Source organism: Fibrobacter sp. (assembly GCF_045112255.1).
Classification (GTDB): domain Bacteria; phylum Fibrobacterota; class Fibrobacteria; order Fibrobacterales; family Fibrobacteraceae; genus Fibrobacter.
Genome location: NZ_JBGUHR010000074.1, coordinates 1 through 19,222 on the forward strand (window position 1 = coordinate 1; position 19,222 = coordinate 19,222).

The window sequence follows — 19,222 nt, forward strand, 5'->3', positions numbered from 1 at the left end:
CGTCGGCCAAGTTTTTTTTCTTCGCAGTAGCGTGCAAAACGAGAGTCGCGGGCGACTGCTTGCAGGCGCTCATGACCGAGTGAAGCCTACCCATTGACTTTTTGTCCATGAAGCTTGTTGACCGCCGCGTTCTTTTCTTGCGATTCGGACTTAGTTTTAGATTCAGATGGGTTGACGGTGTATGGTCGATCCTAAGGAGTGTTCATGAATCTGCTTAAAAAAGCAACGATGTTTGGATTGATGGCGGGCTTTGGAGTAAGCGCTCTCGCTGACAACCCGATTTCTACTTACCACTACTTGGCTGACCCGGGTGCAGCCGCTGACGATGATTACTTCTACATCATCACGGACTCTGACGACCCGGCTCCGTACAATTCCGATGGCTACAAGATTTACGCCCTTTATGCATTCCGCAGTAGGGATATGCAGAACTGGACTGACTACGGCATTATTTACGATGCCCGCAAAGTAAATGGCATTAACGACATTTGGGCTTCTGGCATTGCTGTCCACAACGGCACGTTCTATATCGTGTTCCCGGATGGCGGTGGCGGCGGCATTGGCTACATCAAGGCGCCTGCGATTGAAGGTCCTTGGACAAACGCTGTGGGCCAGGGCAAGGATAAGCTTGTCGGTGGTCGCGGCATCATCGGTTGCGATGGCGTTTCTTGGTGCTTTGACCCGGGTATCTTTATTGATGACGACGGCACGACTTACGTGACGTGGGGCGGCGGCGAAAGCAATAGCCGTCCGAATACGGATAACTTTGACATTGTCAAGTTGAACGATGCGAAGGATGCTCCGGTGGGCAACGGTTCTCACGTGAAGGTGAACAACTTGCCGACCCGCAAGATGCTTGAAGCTTCTTACATCCACAAGCACAAGGGAACTTATTACTTCTCTTACAGTACTGGCTGGCAGCAGGGCGCTCCGACGATTGACTACGGTATTTCGAGCAACGTCATGGGACCGTACACCTGGAAGGGCACGATTCTCGGTGACCCGAGCATGAACGGCCGTAGCATCAACGGCAACAACAACCACCATGGTATTGCCGAATTTAAGGGCCATTCTTACGTTGTCTATCATGATCGCCGTATCGCGAAGGGCCACAACGGCTTGGAAATTATCCCGGCTGATGACGGCAAGGCAAAACCGAACGAAGGTTACCACCGCAGCGTTTCTGTAGACGAAATGTTCTACAATTCTGATGGAACGATTAAGACCGTTACGGTGACGGATGAAGGTCCGGCGCAGATTGAAAACTTTGACCCGTACGATTGGTATCCGGCTCTCACGAGTTCCAAGCAGAAGGGCATCCGTAGCCGTTCGAACTTTGTGCAGGGCAAGGCTGCCGATCATGTGTTGCTCCCGCTTTCTTCTAAGGAAGCCTGGCTCCGTGTTTCGGGCGTGGATTTTGGCGCTGGTGCGACGGGCTTTACGGTTGAAGCCGCAAGCGCTGCCGATGGCAACAAGATTGAAATCCGCTCGGGTTCTGCGACGGGTACGCTCGCAGGTACTTGTACGCTCAAGAATACCGGCAACAAGAGCGTTTTTGCCGAAAACAAGTGCGATGTCGAAGGCCTCTCGGGCGTCGTAAAGCAGTTGTTCCTTGTGTTCAAGGGTTCTCAGGACTCTACCATGGCCGTCAAGGCTTGGGGCTTCGAAGGCAGCGGCACGACTCCGCCGGAACCGCAGAAGCCGTTTAGCGGCAAGGCTTGGGAAATTCCGGGCAAGATTGAAATGGAAGACTTCGACATTCCGGGTTCTGGCCGCGGTAGCGAAATCAAGTCCTACAGCGAAAACGATTCCGAAGACCATGGCGTCGAAGAAGGTGGCAAGAGCTACCGCGAAGGCACGGGCGTGGACATTTACAAGAAGGCCACGGGCTATGTCGTGGGCTACAACCAGTCCGGCGAATGGCTCGAATATACCGTGAATGTCAAGGAAGCGGGCGACTACACGATGTTTGCTTCTGTGGCGACGGACAATTCGACGGCAAGCTTTACGCTTTCCATTGACGACAAGTCCATTGCTGAAGTTCCGGTTGCAGGTGACAGCTGGGATGACTTTGTCAAGGTCAAGGCTAACGTGACGCTCCCTGCCGGTGAACATGTGCTCCGCTTCACCATTACGGGCGACTGGTTCGATATCGACTACATGACCTTTGCCGCAGGCAAGAATGCCAAGGACCCGGATGATGAACCGATTGCTCTCCGTAAGGGGCTTCAGCTGGGTGCATCTTCTGTCGCCACATTCGACGTGTTCGATTTGACCGGCAAGAAGATCACGAGCTTCACGGCTCGCCACATTCACGAAGCGAAGAAACTCTGGCGCGATAATGCCATGTCCAAGAGTGTACAGGGCGTTTGCATCATCCGCAACCGTCACAACGGCGCGGTAGCAAGAGTAAGAACGACTCGTTAAGCCTCTCTCGTCTCTACACTCTCGTCTAAAACTATTGACTTTTTGTCCATGAGACCTGCGGTTTTCCGTGGGTCTTTTTGCTTGTTTGTGGATAGTTTTATAAAAAAACGGGATGGCGGTGTGTTTGGTCGATCCCAAGGAGTGAACAATGAGATTACTGAAACGTTTAACGATGACAGGCTTGCTCGCCGGTTTTGGTGTGGGCGCGCTCGCCGATAACCCGATTTCGGCTTACCATTACTTGGCCGACCCGGGTGCAGCTTCGGATGGCACTTATTTTTACGTCATTACGGACTCGGACGACCCGGCTGTGGCAAACGCCAACGGCTATGATATCAAGGCTCTTTACGGTTTCCGCACCAAGGATATGAAGAACTGGACCGACTTCGGTATCATTTACGATGCACGTAAGGTTGATGGCATTGGCGATATCTGGGCTTCCGGTATTGCGGTGAATCCGAATGACCATAGGCTTTACATTGTGTTCCCGGATGGCGGTGGTGGCGGCATTGGCCTCATCGGAGCTGATAGCATTGCAGGCCCGTGGACAAACCCGGTCTCTGGCAACAAGAAGCTCATCAACAACTGGGGTGGCGGCCTTGCGGACTGCGATGGCATTGGCTGGTGCTTTGACCCGGCAATCTTCTTCGATGAAGATGGAACTGGCTACTTTACGTTCGGTGGTGGCGAAAGCAGTAGCCGCCCGGCAGCCAATAACAACAATAATATCTTCAATATTTACAAGTTCAATAAGGATATGAAGGGCTTCGATGTGAGTTCCAAGACCCAGCTGAAAATCGGCGGTCCCAAAGCGATGGAAGCTTCTTACATCCATAAGTACAAGGATAATTACTATCTCTCTTACAGTACGGCTGACTTGCGCATTGCCTACGGCATGTCCAAGAACCCGATGGGCCCTTACGAATACAAGGGTATCTTCATGGGTAACCCGAGCATTAATGGCCAGAACATCAACGCCAATAACAACAACCATCATGGCATTGCTGAATTCAAGGGCCACTGGTACGTGGCTTACCATGACCGCCGCATTGCAAACGGCTATGACGGTCTTGAAAAGATTCCGGCTGAAGACGGCAAGGCAAATCCGAACCCGGCATACCACCGTAGCGTTTCGGTCGATGAATTTACTTACAATTCCGACGGCACGATGAAGGAACTGACCTTCACGAAGGAAGGTCCGAAGCAGATTGAAAACTTCGATCCGTATGATTGGTATCCGGCACTCACGAGTTCCAAGCAGAAGGGCATCCGCAGCCGTTCGAACTGGGCACCGGGCAAGGTTGCTGAACACCTCTTGCTCCCGCTTTCCACGAAGGAATCCTGGATCCGCGTCTCGGGCGTGGACTTTGGCACGGCGGCAACGGGCTTGACGGTTCAGGCTGCAAGCACGGATGACGGCAACAAGATTGAAGTCCGCACGGGCTCTGCAACGGGAACGCTTGCAGGCACTTGCTCTCTCAAGAATACCGGCAGCAAGAATACTTTCGCCGATAACTCTTGCGAAGTCGAAGGTCTCAAGGGCATTGTCGAACAGCTGTTTTTCGTGTTCAAGGGTTCCAAGGATTCTACGATGGCGATCAAGGCTTGGGGCTTTGAAGGCAGTGGCACGACTCCTCCCGAACCACAAAAGCCGTATGGCGAAAAGGCTGTGACGCTCCCGGCAAAGATTGAAGCGGAACACTTTGATATTCCGGGCGTTGGCCGCGGTGGCGATGTCGATTCCTACAGCGACGCCGATTCCGAAAACCAGGGCGATGCCGAGTTCCGTGCAGATCTGGGCGTGGACATTGTGCTTGGCGGTACGGGCAAGGCAATTGGCTACACGGCTTCTGGCGAATGGCTTGAATACTCCGTTGTGGTCCCGGAAGATGGCGATTATGAAATCAAGGCTTCTGCTTCTACCGGCAACGAAAACGGCACAAGTTTCTGCTTCCTGGTTGACGGTAAGGCTGTTGGCGATACCATCAAGGTTCCGCAGACGGGCGAAGACTGGAGCGTCTATAAGGAATTTGATGGCGGCAAGGCCAAGCTCACCAAGGGCGAACACATTATCCGTCTCGTCATCACGGGCAACAACGTGAACGTGGACTGGTTCTCCTTCGGCGATGTGGAAAAGGTTGGCATAAAGCCCTCTGTGAAGTTCCAGGCGAATGCTTCTCGCGTCTACCGCGTGTATGGCGTGAGCGGCAAGCTCATGGGCACTGTGGACCTCGCCGGAAAGAAAGTGGGCGAAGCTCTCCAGAGTGCAGGCTTTACCAAGGGCGTTTACATGCTCAAGAGCGTTGACGGTCACAAGACCTTCATGACTTCTGTCGCAAGATAATTCCCTATGAGGGAGATGCCCGCTTTCGCGGGTGTGACAAAAAAGAGAAGCTCGCGGGCTTCTCTTTTTTCGTTGTGTCTCGTTACCAAAATGTCAATGATAAAAATTTGGGAAAGTGCGTTTTTGGGTGGAAGTAAACCTAAATTCTTAGGTGGAAAGTTTTGCAGTTTTGCAAAGGGTATTATGGGATGTTGCATGAGCGCTTAAAGTGAATTGCTTTAGCGATTTCCCAAAAATTCCCCAAAAGATCCTCCTAAACCACACACCCTAATGGCGCTGAATGGTGCCATTACACCTCGGGATGAACGTCCCGAGGTGTTTTGTGCTTTTGCATCGCTCGACCTACGCATTACCAAAGTGTCAATGGAAAATTTTCTGCGTTTCGGGCGGTTTTTTGCGCCGGGGTATAAATTTAGAATGTACCCTCATGCAAAATGCATGGGATAACTATGGGAGATATTTATGAAGTGTATGGGTGATGTCCTGAAAATTGCCTCGTTTGGTTTGGCTTTGGCAATTCCATCGTTTGCTTCGACTGTCAATGTTGACGTGACTGAAGAACACCAGGTTATTCGCGGCTTTGGCGGCATGGTGCATAACCAGTGGCAGGGCGGTGGAGGACTTTCCGAAGCGGATGCCAAGCTTGCTTTTGGTACAGGCGATGGCCAGATCGGCCTCAATACGCTTCGTATTCCGGTATATGCCAATTCCAGTGATTTCAACAAGGAAGTGAACGCTGCAAAGTATGCAAAGGCTGTTGCTGGCGATGACTTTATCTTGTACGCCACTCCGTGGACATCTCCGTATGCAGGTGCAAACCAGCACATGGCATCTTCGAACTACCAGAAGTATGTGGACCACCTGAACAGCTTTAACGATTATATGAAAAATCAGGGCGTTCCCCTGTACGCCATCTCCATCAGTAACGAACCGGACTGGTGCGGTGAATGGGCTTGCTGGAGTGCCGATGAAATCTACAACTTCACCAAGGGCTATGCCGACAAGATGCGCAAAAACGGCGCCAAGGTGATTTCTACGGAATCCTTCCGTTACGACAAGAATCTTTACAACAAAGTTTTGAACGATGCTAACGCTCTCAAGAACTGGGACATTCTCGGTGCGCACTTCTACGCAAGTGACCGAAGGACTGGGGACAATTTCTTCCAGTATGCTCTTGCTGACCAGAAGAATGTGGAACGCTGGATGACGGAACACTATACCGAAAGCCAGGGAAGCGGTAACGATTGGCGTACGATTCGCAACACGGGTGACCAGGCGAACCAGAACAAGCGAGATACCGTGAACGCCATGGATGTGGGCTACGAAATTCATCGTGCCATGGTCGTGGGCAACTTCAATCAGTATACCTGGTGGTACATCCGTCGTTGCTATGGCTTGATCATGGAAAAGGACTTTGGCAACAAGATTCAGATTCCGCAGAACGAAATCGGCAAGGTTTCGAAGCGCGGCTATGTGCTGAGCCAGTTTGCCCGCTTTGTCCGCCCGGGAGCAATCCGCGTGGGCGCTACGGCAAATCCCGAGAAAGAAGTTTTTGCAAGTGCCTACAAGAGCAAAGACGGCGATAGCGTTATCGTTGTGCTCGTGAACCGCGATTTCAAAAATTCCAAGAGCGTGACGGTCAAGGTGCAGGGCGCCGATGTCCAGTCGTTCCATGTGTACACGACGAGCCAGGCAAAAAATGCCAAGTACGAGGGCGAAGTTGAAGTTAAGAACGGCTCCGTGACTATCAACATGGATGCGGGTAGCTCGGATTTTAAGGACTGCATTGTGACGCTCGTGGGCGTTGGCACTCCGGCAGACCCTGTTCCTCGTGAACCTTTTGGCGGCAAGGTTGCTGAAATTCCGGGCAAGATCGAAGCCGAAAACTTTGACGTTCCGGGTACGGGCAAGGGTAACAAGTCCTATAACGAAAGCGATTCCGACGATCACGGCGAAACAAACTACCGCGAAGGTACAGGTGTTGACATTTACAAGAAGGCTACAGGCTATGTGGTTGGCTACAACCAGGAAGGCGAATGGCTTGAATACTCCGTGAACGTGAAGGAAGCGGGCGACTATACCATGTTTGCCGCCGTTGCTACGGAAAATTCGACGTCCAGCTTCTCGCTCTCCCTGGATGGTGAAGAACTTGTTGAAAATGTTGCTCTCTCGGGAACGAGCTTTGATGAATTTGTCAAGGTCAAGGCCAATGTAACACTCCCGGCGGGCGAACATATCCTCCGCATGACGGTGACCGGTTCCTGGTTCGATATCGACTACTTCAACTTTGCAAAGGGCAAGAACGCTACAGATCCGGACGAATCGACAATCGGTTTGCGCGGTGCCAATTTCCACATGCAGACCGAAGCTGAAATTTACAGTGTCTTTGATGTGAACGGCGTACTCGTGGGCAAGTTCGAGGCTGTGACTAAGGCCGATGTCCAGCGCATGACCAAGAGCGTGGTGCGCCAGAACGGCATGTACTTCGTGAAGTCTCTGAAGGGTGCAAAGTCTTACCGCATCTCGGTGGCAAAATAATTTCATATTCCTAGAAGCGGGAGTCGAGCAATTGGCTCCCGTTTTTTTTAAGAGTTTGTAAAAAGGAGATAAAAATGAGTGTGGAAATGAGTTTTAAAAAGCTGATTGGCGTTGCAGGTGTTGCTGCTGGACTTTTCATGTTTGCTGTGACGGGTGCTAGTGCGGCACCGGACCCGAACTTCCATATTTACATTGCCTACGGGCAGTCGAACATGGAAGGTAACGCCAGGAATTTCACGGATGTGGACAAGAAGGAGCATCCGCGCGTCAAGATGTTTGCAACGACATCTTGCCCGAGTCTTGGGCGCCCGACGGTGGGCGAAGTTTACCCGGCTGTGCCGCCGATGTTCAAGTGCGGTGAAGGCCTTTCTGTGGCCGACTGGTTTGGCCGCCACATGGCGGACTCTCTCCCGGATGTGACCATCGGCATTATCCCGGTCGCTCAGGGCGGCACGAGCATTCGCCTGTTTGACCCGGACGACTACAAGAATTACCTCAATTCTGCCGAAAGCTGGCTGAAAAATGGTGCCAAGGCTTACGGTGACGATGGCAATGCCATGGGCCGTATCATCGAAGTTGCGAAGAAGGCTCAGGAAAAGGGCGTCATCAAGGGCATCATCTTCCATCAGGGTGAAACCGATGGTGGCATGAGCAACTGGGAACAGATTGTCAAGAAGACTTACGAGTACATGCTCAAGCAGCTTGGTCTGAATGCCGAAGAGACTCCGTTTGTCGCCGGTGAGATGGTCGATGGTGGTTCTTGCGCTGGCTTTAGCAGCCGCGTTCGCGGACTCTCCAAGTACATCGCAAACTTTGGCGTGGCAAGCTCCAAGGGCTATGGCTCTAAGGGTGACGGCCTCCACTTTACCGTGGAAGGCTACCGCGGCATGGGCCTCCGTTACGCCCAGGAAATGCTGAAGCTTGTGAACGTAGCTCCGGTGGACCCGGAACCGCAGGAACCGTTCAGTGGCAAGGCTATTGAAATTCCAGGCAAGGTTGAAGTCGAAAACTTTGACAAGCCGGGCAAGGGCCGTAACGAAGATGGTACTTCTAACGATTCCTATAGCGACCAGGATTCCGAAAACCACGGCGATAGCGATTACCGCAAGGATACGGGCGTAGACCTGTACAAGGCGGGCGATGGCATTGCTCTTGGCTACACGCAGGCTGGCGAGTGGCTTGAATACACGGTCGATGTGAAGGCTGAAAGCGAATACAATATCGAAGCTAGTGTTGCCGCTGGCAATTCCACTTCTGCATTCAAGCTCTACATCGATGACAAGGCGATTACGGATGAAGTTTCCGTGCCGCAGACAGCCGATAATTCCTGGGATACCTACAAGACGATTACCGTCAAGGAAGGCGTCAAGCTCAGTGCCGGAAAGCATGTGCTCAAGCTTGAAATCACGGCCAACTACGTGAATCTAGACTGGATCCAGTTTACCGATGCTAAGGAAACGATCGGTCTTTCAAAAATCCGTCTCGACATGACGGAAGCCGAAAGCAGCTTTAGCGTGTATAGCATGCAGGGCAAAAAGCTCGGGACGTTTACCGCAAGGGGAATGGCCGATGCTATGAACCTCGTCAAGACGGATGCCAAGCTCCGCAAGCAGGCTCAGGGCGTGTTCTTCGTCCGTAAGGATGGCGCGAAGCTCATGAGCAAGAAGGTGGTCGTCTATGAATAAGAATGAGTTGAAAGTCGTAAAACAAATTGCTTTCTTCTTTGTCGTCGCTGTTGCTCTAGGGCTTGTGTACGGCTAGGTTAAAGTGTCGAAAACTGCTTGGAAAAGTCCGCCTCTGCGGACTTTTTGCTTTAACTCCTAACTCCTAATTCCTAATTACCCACCCCCCCCCTCCCATTGACAAAACGTCCATAATATATGGAGCTTACAAACGCGCGTTTTTTGCGATTTTAGGGTAATTTATAATTGGTGAAATGTGGAAAAAAGGAATATCACATGAGAGTGGAAAGAAATTTTAAAAAGTTCATGGCGCTCGCAGGCTTTGCTGCGGGGCTTTCTGTGTTTGGTTTATCAAGTGCTAATGCAGCTCCGAACCCGAACTTTCATATCTACATTGCTTACGGGCAGTCCAATATGGCGGGTAACGGCGATATCGTCCCGGCTGAAGACCAGGCCGAAGCCCCGAAGAATTTTATTATGCTAGCCTCGCATACGGCTAATGCTAGCCAGCGTAGCGGCAAGACCACGCAGTCGATTAAGGCTGGTGAATGGGCCGCTGCAATCCCGCCGATGTTCCATGCGTTCGAAAACCTCTCCCCGGCAGACTACTTTGGCCGCGCGATGGTGGATTCCCTGCCGGGCGTGACTGTGGGTATCATTCCGGTGGCGATCGGTGCTGTAAGTATCCGTGCTTTTGACAAGGACCAGTATCAGGCGTATTTCAATGGCGATGGCAAGGATATCAAGGGCTGGGGCTGGATCAACGATTACGATGGCAACCCTCCGGGACGCATTCTGGAGCTTGCTAAGAAGGCTAAGGAGGTCGGCGTCATCAAGGGCTTCATTTTCCATCAGGGCGAAAGTGACGGCACCGATGCCAACTGGCGCAAGACGGTTTACAAGACTTACAAGGACGTGATTGACGCTCTTGGCCTGGACGAAAACGAAGTCCCGTTTGTGGCTGGCGAACTCCTCCAGGAAGGCAATAACTGCTGCGGAAGCAAGAACGGTGGCATCGCCGAACTCAAGAATAACTTCAAGAAGTTCGGTCTCGCTTCTTCCAAGGGCCTCAAGGGAAACGGCAAGGACCCTTATCACTTTGGCCGTGAAGGCGTGATTGAGCTTGGTCGCCGTTATGTCCATGAAATGCTCAAGCTTATCGATAAGACTATCGACCCGGATGCTCCGGCTGTTGACTTGGTGGATCCAAGCAAGTCTACAGTGTCCGACGAACCGCCAGAGGAATATGGCCCGTACACCGAAGCCATTGCCATTCCGGGCAAGGTGCAGGCTGAAAACTACAATAAGGGCGGCGCCGACAAGGCTTATATGGACCTGAGCAAGGGCAACGAGGGCGGTAAGCTTCGTAAAAACGATGTTGACATTTACCAGCCTAACATGGGCATTGTCGTCGGTCACTGTCAGGCGACAGAATGGCTCAAGTACACCGTGAATGTCGCTGCTGATGGCGATTACGAAATTTCTGCCAACGTCGCTGGCGACAACGGTACAGGCAGCTTTGTCCTTTACATGGATGATAAGCGGATCGGTACGGAAATTGCAAACGAAGGCAAGGGCTTTGACAACTTCACGACGGTAAGCGGTGGCAAGGCTACGCTCACCAAGGGCGAACATGAACTCAAGCTCGAAATCACGAATGACTGGATTGATATCGACTACGTTGAATTCAAGGAAATAAGCGCCCAGCCGCCTATCGGAATCAACAGTGTCCGCTTCAGCACGACTGAAACCGAAAGTAATTTTAGCCTGTTTGATATGCAAGGCATTAAGCTAGGCTCGTTTACGGCAAAGGGTATGGAACATGCCGTGAATCTGGTGAAGGAAAACGCAAAGTTGCGCAAGCAGGCCAAGGGCGTGTTCTTCATACGCAAGAACGGGGATAAACCTCTTACTAAGAAGGTGGTGATTCATGAATAAAAGCGAGTTGGCCGTCGTAAAGCAAATAGCTTTTTTCTTTGTCGTAGCTGTAGCGCTTGGTCTCGTGTATGGATAATTTGTAGTTTAAATACACGAAAAATTTAGTGTGACTCCTATTAAGGGTTCCGGCGAATGCCGGAACTCTTTTTGTATGGAACGGCCATAAAAAATCGCTCCGATGGACTCGGAGCGATTTTGGTGTATATAGGATGAATTATGAAATCAAATTCATTACTTCACGAAGCTTGCCGGAAGCGTGAACTGCTTGAGGAACGGCCAGCCGACCTTGCCATTGCCTTGTTCGTGACCGCCGCCCTGCTTGGTGCAGAGCACGACCTTCACGCCGTCCTTGCAGTTGGAGTATTCGTCGCAACCATCTTTGTTCTTGGACGGAGAGCCTGTGCAGCCGTTCTTTTGAGCCCAGAATTGGAAGGTGCCTTCGGCGCCGAGGAAGTTCAAACCGTCGTTGAATCCGCTATCGCCACCCTGGTAACGGCAGACGTTGTCGGCTGTACCGCGGAAGTTGATGACGGAAATCGGACGTTCAGGATTGCACTGGGCGCTGTTGGTCTTGTTCAAGTCCATAGCGGCCGGAGCGACTGCGGCGTAGATGTCAGACATGAAGCATGCCACATGGTTGCTCATACCGCCACCCATTGAGAAGCCTGTTGCATAGACGCGCTGCTTGTCGATGCAGACCTTTTCTTCGACGGCCTTGATCATTTCGCGAGAGAACTTGATATCATCGTCGTTGGAACAGCACGGACCGACGTTCCAACCCGGGCCCATCGTCTTGGTGGTGCCGTCCGGATAGAGGGAGATAACGCCTTCAGGGTCTGTGAGGGACTTGTATGTTGTTCCCTGGAGCTGGCCCTGACCAGAACCGCCGATCGGGTGGTAGTCCACAACGAGAGGTACCGGCTTGTCGCCCTTGTAGGCGCTCGGCACGTGCATGATGAATGTACGGTTCTTGCCATCGACGTTCACGGACATCTTGTGGTCGCCAGACTGGTAAGTCTTGCCGGCGCAGTTGATAATGATTTCTGCAGTCGCGCTGCTAGAAGAGGCAACGGAAGAGCTGGAAGGAACTGGCTTTGCAGAAGAGCTGGATGCAGCGATCTGGCTGCTGGATGTCGGATTGCTAGAAGCCTTTTCCATCGTAATCTGGACGTTTTCTTCAGTGAAGCTCTTCATCGTGTAGGAGAGGTTGTTGTAGCCTTCCTTGGCGAACATGATGGTCGGCAGCGGATCGCCTTCCTTGAGGAGTGTTACAGTCTTGCCGAGCTGGTAGGTGCCGCGGTTTCCGTCTGCGTTGATGCGGAGGAACTTAGCACCCTTGGCCGTTGTCTTGTTCAGATCAAGGCTGACCGAACCGTTGACATTGTGCTGCGTCTTGGAGAAGGCGACCTTGCCAAGAGCGTCCATGACAGAAACGGTAAGGGTCTGGGCTTTGATGCCCGAAATGGTAATGACGTTGTAGTTGAACTGGACGGAAGCCTTGACGGACTGCACGACTTGCAAGCCCACTTCGTCGTAGACGAGGCTGAATTTGCCGTCTGCGGCAGAGGTCGTTTCAACATTTGCGTAGTTGAAGGAATTGATTTTTACGCCTTCAAGCGGTTGTCCTGCCTTTGTGGACACGGTACCGTTGATGCTCCAAGCGAAAGACAGAGAGCTGAGCGCTGCTACTGTTCCTGCGAATGCCATGGATTTGAACATGGTCATAGCGACTCCTTTTTATAGTTAAACATTCCAAACTCTATTCATCCACCCGGTCCAACCAAATCCCCCATGATATTCGCTAGACCTATCCAAAATATAGATGGGGGAGGCTTTATTTTGTCAAAATTGCTTTTTGAAAAAAAACAAAGCGTTGTGAAAATTGCGAAAAGGAATTTTTACAAAAGGGCGCGCTATTGATAAAAAATCCATGAAAAGGGTGCGCAATAGCGGGTAAAAACCATGTAAATGGGGTAGATTAAGATTGTTAGACTTGTCCAGTTAGGTTGGAAAAGGAGTGATTATGGGATTGTTTAGTAAAATGGCGAAAGCAGCCGCCGTTGTCGCGGGCTTTGCCGTTGTAAATAGCGTTGCAGTATCGGTCAGCAACCCGATTATGTACGTCGATAGCCCGGACCCCTCGATTGTCCGCGTTGACGATGCCTATTATATGGTCACGACGACCATGCATTTTGCCCCGGGTGTGCCGGTTTTCAAGAGCACAGACCTTGCGCAGTGGCGTACGGTGGGTTATGCTTACCAGACCCTCACCAATAACGATAACATGAACTTGAATGGCGGCAAGGACGCCTACGGTAAGGGCTCCTGGGCATCGAGCATCCGCTACCACAAGGGTTTCTTCTACGTTTTGACGCCGTCTTATACGACTAACAAGACTCACCTCTATAAGACCGCCGACGTTGAAAATGGCCCGTGGTCCGAAGTTCAGCTCCCGTTCTATCATGACCCCTCTTTGTTCTTCGATGATGACGGCACGGTCTGGGTGTTCTATGGCAGTGGCGACCAGATCAGCTATGTGCAGCTGAATGACGATGCTTCTGGCGTGAAGGCCGGTGGCAAGAGCGGCAAGCTTGGCGGCGTGAGTGTGAACCAGGTAACTGGAACTTCTAACTACTACGTGCAGCAAGAAGGCTCGCACATGGAAAAGGTGAACGGCGAATACTACTTGTTTACGATTTCTTGGCCGGCAGGCAAGAGCCGTAGCGAAATAGTTTACCGTTCCAAGAGCTTGCTTTCTGGATTTAGCGGAAGGTATTTCCTTTCTGATAACGGTGTTGCCCAGGGCGGTATTTTCGATACTCCGGATGGCAAGTGGTATGCCCTCTTGTTCCGCGATTCCGGCCCGGTTGGCCGTATGTCGCACTTGGTCCCGATGGAATGGAAGGACGGTTGGCCGGTTCCGACGAGCGGATCTAAGGCTCCTTCGACGATTGACTTGCCGGAATCCCCGCTCCCAGGCTATGGCATGGTGACCAGCGATGATTTTGAATCTAGCGAACTAGCTCTCGAATGGCAGTTCAACCATAACCCCGATAACAAGAACTGGAGCTTGTCTGCAAATCCGGGCTTCTACCGCATTACCACGAGCCGCACCGATTCTCGCGTGGTGAACGCAAAGAATACTTTGACCCAGCGCTCCTTTGGTCCCAAGTGCTCTGGCCGTACGCTTGTCGATGGCACCGGCATGAAGGATGGTGACTTTGCAGGTCTTGTCGCTTTGCAAGATGACAAGGGCTTTGTGGCTCTGGCTAAGGAAAGCGGCAGCTACAAGGTGGTGATGTACACTGGAAACAAGAACGGTGAAAGCCAGAAGGAAAGCAAGTCGATTTCGGGTTCCAAGGTTTATCTGCGAATTGATTTTGACCTGCCGATTGACCGCGGTACTGCATACTTCTACTACAGCACCGATGGCGAGACTTGGACAAAGATTGGTAGCGACGTGAAACTCAATTACGATCTCCACATGTTTGTGGGTGTACGTTGGGGCCTCTTCAACTTTGCAACCAAGACCGCTGGCGGCTATGCCGACTTCGACTGGTTCAAGGTCGGTACCGATGTGAATGATGAAATTTATCTTGATGGCGCTGGCTCTGAACCTGTTCCGCAGACACCGTTCTGTGCCGCAGGCGAAAACTGCCCTGCAAATGCAATTCCGGGCAAGATTGAAGCCGAAAACTTCGACGTGCCGGGCAAGGGCAAGGATGGTTCCTCGTACTATGACGGCGATTCTGAAAACCATGGCGATAGCGACTACCGCAAGGGTACTGGCGTAGACCTTTACAAGAAGGCAACCGGCGTCATTGTGGGCTACAACAGCGAAGGTGACTGGCTCGAATACACCGTGGACGTGAAGGAAGCGGGCGAGTACACCATGTTTGCAGCGGTCGCTGCAGCAGGTTCTACCTCTAGCTTCAAGCTCTCCATAGATGGCAAGGACATTACTGAAGAACTCTCTGTGCCGGCGGCAAGTTCTGGCGAAGATAATTACGATGAATACAATAAGGTAAAAGCCAATGTGACGCTCCCTGCGGGCGAACATGTGCTCCGCTTTACGGTTGTTGGTTCTTGGCTTGATATCGACTACTTTACGTTCGTGAAGGGCGCGAATGCTAAGGATCCAGAAGAGACGATAGGCATCACAAAGGGCGTTCGCTATAATGTGCAGGGCGTACAGACTTATGGCGTCTATGGCCTGAACGGTAAGTTTGTCGGCCGCGTCAATGCATCCAGCAACTTCGATGTGCGCAGCAAGGTGAACAGCCTCGTGAAGGAAAGCGGCGTTTACGTCGTCAAGTCATTCACCACCGGCACCACCCACCGCCTCTCCGTAACAAAGTAAATCTTCATATTAATTCATAGTTCCTCAAACACCCCCAAGACCAGGAAGCGGATGTCGGAAGCGAAGCTTACGGACATCCATTTCCTGGTCGTTTTTGTGTTCTTAAAACACCCCCAAGGCTTGGATGCTCCCGCGGAAAGCTTGCTTTCCTGCGGGTATATCCAAGCCGCTTTCGTGTTCTGTAAACACCCCCGAGGTCAGGATGAGTTGCTCAGCATTGTGCTGAGATTTCCCTCGTTAGTCTTGATTATATTGTATTTTATAGGATGATACTGTTCTTAGAATTAATTTGAGATTGTTTCAATTATGAAAAAAGCCACTTGACAGAAATGTCTGTGGCTGCGATAAATGATAAATTGTTTAAATATGTAGAATTAATCTTTATTCAATTCTATTTGTAATTTTTTTCTTCTTTCTCCAGTTCAGAGAGCCTTTTTTTATAGCTTATTACATCGATCTTGCTCTTTGATAAATCTCTTATTATATTAAACAAAAGCGAAATACAGCAAGCTCCGGTAAATATCATAATTAATAGAGATATATTTGATCCGAATAAGGATTTGGGTTTGTCTAATATAAATGTGCTAGATAGTAAGACGGCTATTCCTGTATAGAATAAAGCGATTAATGTTAGTGTTTTGTTTTTTTTCTTTTTGTTGAAATCATAAAGTGTATTTATTTTTTCGGTTAATTGTGATTTCTCGTCTTGTATTTTTTTTGAAATTATTTTTTTTGAAAATGTATTAAGCTTGTCAATATATTCCTTTTCTGGGAATAAAACCCTACAAATATTTAAAAGCTGTTCGTTAAAACGTACGCTTGCTTTATCTAAAGATGGAATTTGAGATAAAGCGAAAGCTTTTCTTATTGTCCAATCAAATAAGACTGATTCAATGTTTGTAAAAAATGTTCCGCCTGATATTTTATTGTAAATCTCGTATTCCTCATTTGTGACTTTGTTAAAAATTTGATATGATTTGCGGTTGTTGATTAAATTGCCTATTTTGAGATAAAGGGATCTAATTGATGCGGAACTAATTGCATCTGCTTCCATAACGAACAATGTTTCGTTTGTTCCCCCTAAAATGTCTTTTAATATTTCAGAATAGCCAGCTTGGCAATCAAAAATTACAACATCATAATTATTTATTAAATGATCAAAAATTTCGCTAGAAAAGAATAATGTATCAACGTATTCGATAAGATCTCCATCTATTTTTGAAACAGATGGTATAAAATCGAAATATTGGTTAATTGAAATTACTTCATTGTTTTTTTCTTCAGAAAAAGCGTCTTTAATTAGATTCTGTACAGAACAATATGCTTTATTGGTGTCGAGAAAATTCTCAAAAAAATATGTGGCGCCATTAGTACTTAAATCACAATCTATAATTAAAGTCTTGATTTTGCAATCTGATAAAAGATTTGCAATGCTTAAACTTAGTGATGTCTTACCACAACCACCTTTCCCACTTAATATAGCTATTTTTTTTGTCATTTCCTGTATCCTTTGAGAGATCGCTTGAATGAAGATTGACGTTGTGATGTATGTCCCCAGTTTTTTCCATTTTTTCCATCACAGGTTTCCGGTTCAAGTTCAATGTAAGGTATGTCCAAAAACATTAATATGCCTATGGCAATGAAAACAATATAATTATAAACGAAATATGTTCCTTGAATATGATCGGTGATCATTCCGAAACAATAAATGCCGACATAAACTATGGCTGCCAGTAGTAAAATATGAATAAGTCTTGCCCATCCTTTATTTTTATTTAAAATTGTGATCAAAAAATCGCAACCACAAGATAAAGCGAAAATAAACATGGATACGGCTGAGGGCTTGTCATAGAGAGTCGTATCTATTGCTATTTCTGAAGCAACCTTTGATGGTTGGAATTTGTAAATGACTATTAAAGAAATAGCCCAACAAATAAGCTTTAAAAGTATTTCAAACCATGATTTTGCAAAATGAAGATTTTGATACCTTGACATATGTTTTCCCATTTGTGGCCAAATATAGCAGTTTTATTTTGTTGTAGGCTGTTTGTATGAATTAAATAATTTTGTATTGATTTTTAATGCTGGAAATAAAAGTGTTGGTATTTATTTTATTTGATAAAATAGACCAATATTGAAAATGTAAAACTTTAGTTTTTTTTTTGTTCTGCCTCCCCCCCCCTCCCCTTGACAAATCGCAACGAAAAATAACGCTCCGCGCTGACTCTTACCCCTTCCCGAATATATCTTATAGTCATACAATTGGGCCTTGTGTCCCAAGGAGTAAGAGGTATGTTTGGTAAAATTTTTAAGAAGGCGCATTGCGCCCTTTCTCTTGCCGTATTGGCGAGTCTCACCACTTTTTCATTTGCAGACAACATTAATGTGAACGGCACGAACCGTACCATGAATGTGTACGCACCGAGAAACATTGAAAAGGGCCGCCCGCTCATTATCCAGATGCACGGCATGAATCAGGATGCCCCGTACCAGCAGAACGCTGCCAAGTGGGAACCGATTGCCGATACCGCTCGCTTTGTGGTTGTGTTCCCGAACGGTCAAAATAAGGCTTGGGACATTTCTGGCGATAAGGACCTCAATTTCATCAAGGCCATCATCAACGAAATGTACAACAAGTACGGCATCGACAAGAATCGCGTCTACGTTTCGGGATTCTCGATGGGCGGCATGATGAGCTACCATGTGGCAAACAAGATGGGCGACCAGATTGCGGCCATTGCCCCGGTTTCTGGTGGCGGTGGAGTGAATTCGCCTAAGCGCGCGATGCCGATTATGCATACGCACGGCACCACCGATGACGTGGTAAATTACAACAGCACCGTGAATACCCTCAAGGGCTGGGTCTCTGCGCAGAAGTGCTCTTCGAATTCAAAGGTCACAAAGCCGTATCCTGCAAATAAGTCGGGTTCTGCTGCTTCGCTCGAAGTCTGGAGCGGTTGTAACGATAATGTCGAAGTCCGCTTGCTTACGATTGCAGGCAAGGGCCACTGGTATTCCATGGACGAAGCTAGCGTCAACACGAGCGTCGAAATCTGGAATTTCGTCAAGAATTACTCGCTGGATGGCTCCACGCTTACGCCGCCGATTGAAGTCCCGACCGACCGCGATAGCATTTTCAATGGCGGCTTTGATTCAACCGATGTCGCCTGGACTTTGCAGATTCACGGCAGCGCCGCCGCAACAGGCGATGTAAAGAACGGCAAGTACAATTTCAACATCACCGCTGTTGGCGACCAGAATTATCAGGTGCAGCTTATCCAGCACGACTTGCACCTTGAAAAAGGTCAATGGTACGAAGTTAGTTTTGAAGCAAGCGCTGGCGCCTCCCGCACACTCGAAGTGAACGTGGAACAGCACACGGATCCGTGGGCAAGCTACCTCACCGAAAAGGCGAATTTCGAACTCGGCACGGAATCCAAAAAGTATTCGTTCCAGTTCCAGATGACCGCCGCGACTGACAAGGATTCCCGCTTGAGTTTCAATGCGGGCGCATCGACAGGTACGCTTTCGCTCGATAATGTTACGCTCAAGAAAATTGCGGAACCCGATCCGGGAACAATTGCGCTGGCTCCTTCTCTCCGCTTTAAGATGGCTGCTGGCAAGTATAACGTCTATAGCCTCACGGGCAAGCGCCTTGGATTTGTCGAAATCATCGAAAATGACGTGCCGAACATGCAAAAGACGATGAAAAACGCCGGTTTTGGCAAGGGCGTCTACATCTTGCGCAGCAAAACGCGCTCGTTCATGATGCCGGTGGACCGGTAAAAGGCTAAAAGTTTCGTTCTCTCTCCAAGAGCAGTCCCCTGAAAAGGGGGCGCTCTTTTTTTTCTTATCCATCGTGGATAAAATGTCAAAGGAACATGTGTAAATCCTTGAAATTTTTGCTTTTTCGGGGGATATATTTAGTTTGGG

Annotated in this window: 10 protein-coding genes; 7 read left to right on the top strand and 3 right to left on the bottom strand. The window is 49.4% G+C overall.

Translation table 11 applies throughout. The features are described 5' to 3' along the window. Positions 1-204: 204 nt before the first annotated feature. The 5 genes from ACJMM9_RS10515 (at position 205) to ACJMM9_RS10535 (ending at position 10,929) form a co-directional block, all read left to right on the top strand. Positions 205-2,427: a carbohydrate-binding protein gene (locus ACJMM9_RS10515; protein WP_405326545.1), complete on the top strand. Its 2,223-nt coding sequence runs from the start codon at positions 205-207 to the stop codon at positions 2,425-2,427. Positions 2,428-2,575: 148 nt separating this feature from the next. After that, on the top strand, positions 2,576-4,771 hold the full coding sequence (locus ACJMM9_RS10520) for a carbohydrate-binding protein (protein WP_405326548.1): 2,196 nt from the start codon (positions 2,576-2,578) through the stop codon (positions 4,769-4,771). A 462-nt stretch (positions 4,772-5,233) separates the two neighbouring features. Then, complete coding sequence (locus ACJMM9_RS10525) at positions 5,234-7,309, top strand: carbohydrate-binding protein (RefSeq protein ID WP_405326552.1); 2,076 nt, start codon at positions 5,234-5,236, stop codon at positions 7,307-7,309. Positions 7,310-7,395: 86 nt separating this feature from the next. Further along, a complete protein-coding gene (locus tag ACJMM9_RS10530; RefSeq protein ID WP_405326554.1) occupies positions 7,396-8,994 on the top strand; it encodes a sialate O-acetylesterase in 1,599 nt (532 codons plus the stop codon). A 273-nt stretch (positions 8,995-9,267) separates the two neighbouring features. Next, complete coding sequence (locus tag ACJMM9_RS10535; protein WP_405326557.1) at positions 9,268-10,929, top strand: sialate O-acetylesterase; 1,662 nt, start codon at positions 9,268-9,270, stop codon at positions 10,927-10,929. 231 nt (positions 10,930-11,160) lie between these two features. Here ACJMM9_RS10535 and ACJMM9_RS10540 read toward each other — a convergent pair whose 3' ends face one another. Beyond that, positions 11,161-12,654: a feruloyl esterase gene (locus tag ACJMM9_RS10540; RefSeq protein WP_405326560.1), complete on the bottom strand. Its 1,494-nt coding sequence runs from the start codon at positions 12,652-12,654 to the stop codon at positions 11,161-11,163. A 298-nt stretch (positions 12,655-12,952) separates the two neighbouring features. Here ACJMM9_RS10540 and ACJMM9_RS10545 point away from each other — a divergent pair, with 298 nt between their 5' ends. Further along, entirely contained in the window at positions 12,953-15,289 is a 2,337-nt protein-coding gene (locus tag ACJMM9_RS10545) for a family 43 glycosylhydrolase (protein ID WP_405326562.1), read from the top strand. 391 nt (positions 15,290-15,680) lie between these two features. Here the strand turns inward: ACJMM9_RS10545 and ACJMM9_RS10550 are convergent, their stop codons facing one another. Both ACJMM9_RS10550 and ACJMM9_RS10555 read right to left on the bottom strand, forming a co-directional pair. Next, complete coding sequence (locus ACJMM9_RS10550; protein ID WP_405326565.1) at positions 15,681-16,787, bottom strand: ParA family protein; 1,107 nt, start codon at positions 16,785-16,787, stop codon at positions 15,681-15,683. Then, the gene (locus ACJMM9_RS10555) at positions 16,784-17,296 is read right to left on the bottom strand and encodes a hypothetical protein (RefSeq protein WP_405326568.1); all 513 of its coding nucleotides are present in this window, start codon (positions 17,294-17,296) and stop codon (positions 16,784-16,786) included. The genes ACJMM9_RS10550 and ACJMM9_RS10555 overlap by 4 nt, the downstream gene beginning before the upstream one ends. Before the next feature lie 285 nt (positions 17,297-17,581). On the opposite strand from ACJMM9_RS10555, the gene ACJMM9_RS10560 reads away from it, so the two are divergent. Further along, the gene (locus ACJMM9_RS10560; protein ID WP_405326571.1) at positions 17,582-19,075 is read left to right on the top strand and encodes a carbohydrate binding domain-containing protein; all 1,494 of its coding nucleotides are present in this window, start codon (positions 17,582-17,584) and stop codon (positions 19,073-19,075) included. Positions 19,076-19,222: the final 147 nt, after the last annotated feature.

Coding starts and splice junctions, on each gene's coding strand:
- ACJMM9_RS10560 (WP_405326571.1), top strand. CDS start 17,582: ATGTTTGGTAAAATTTTTAAGAAGGCGCATTGCGCCCTTTCTCTTGCC.
- ACJMM9_RS10550 (WP_405326565.1), bottom strand. CDS start 16,787: ATGACAAAAAAAATAGCTATATTAAGTGGGAAAGGTGGTTGTGGTAAG.
- ACJMM9_RS10535 (WP_405326557.1), top strand. CDS start 9,268: ATGAGAGTGGAAAGAAATTTTAAAAAGTTCATGGCGCTCGCAGGCTTT.
- ACJMM9_RS10545 (WP_405326562.1), top strand. CDS start 12,953: ATGGGATTGTTTAGTAAAATGGCGAAAGCAGCCGCCGTTGTCGCGGGC.
- ACJMM9_RS10520 (WP_405326548.1), top strand. CDS start 2,576: ATGAGATTACTGAAACGTTTAACGATGACAGGCTTGCTCGCCGGTTTT.
- ACJMM9_RS10555 (WP_405326568.1), bottom strand. CDS start 17,296: ATGGGAAAACATATGTCAAGGTATCAAAATCTTCATTTTGCAAAATCA.
- ACJMM9_RS10530 (WP_405326554.1), top strand. CDS start 7,396: ATGAGTTTTAAAAAGCTGATTGGCGTTGCAGGTGTTGCTGCTGGACTT.
- ACJMM9_RS10525 (WP_405326552.1), top strand. CDS start 5,234: ATGAAGTGTATGGGTGATGTCCTGAAAATTGCCTCGTTTGGTTTGGCT.
- ACJMM9_RS10515 (WP_405326545.1), top strand. CDS start 205: ATGAATCTGCTTAAAAAAGCAACGATGTTTGGATTGATGGCGGGCTTT.
- ACJMM9_RS10540 (WP_405326560.1), bottom strand. CDS start 12,654: ATGACCATGTTCAAATCCATGGCATTCGCAGGAACAGTAGCAGCGCTC.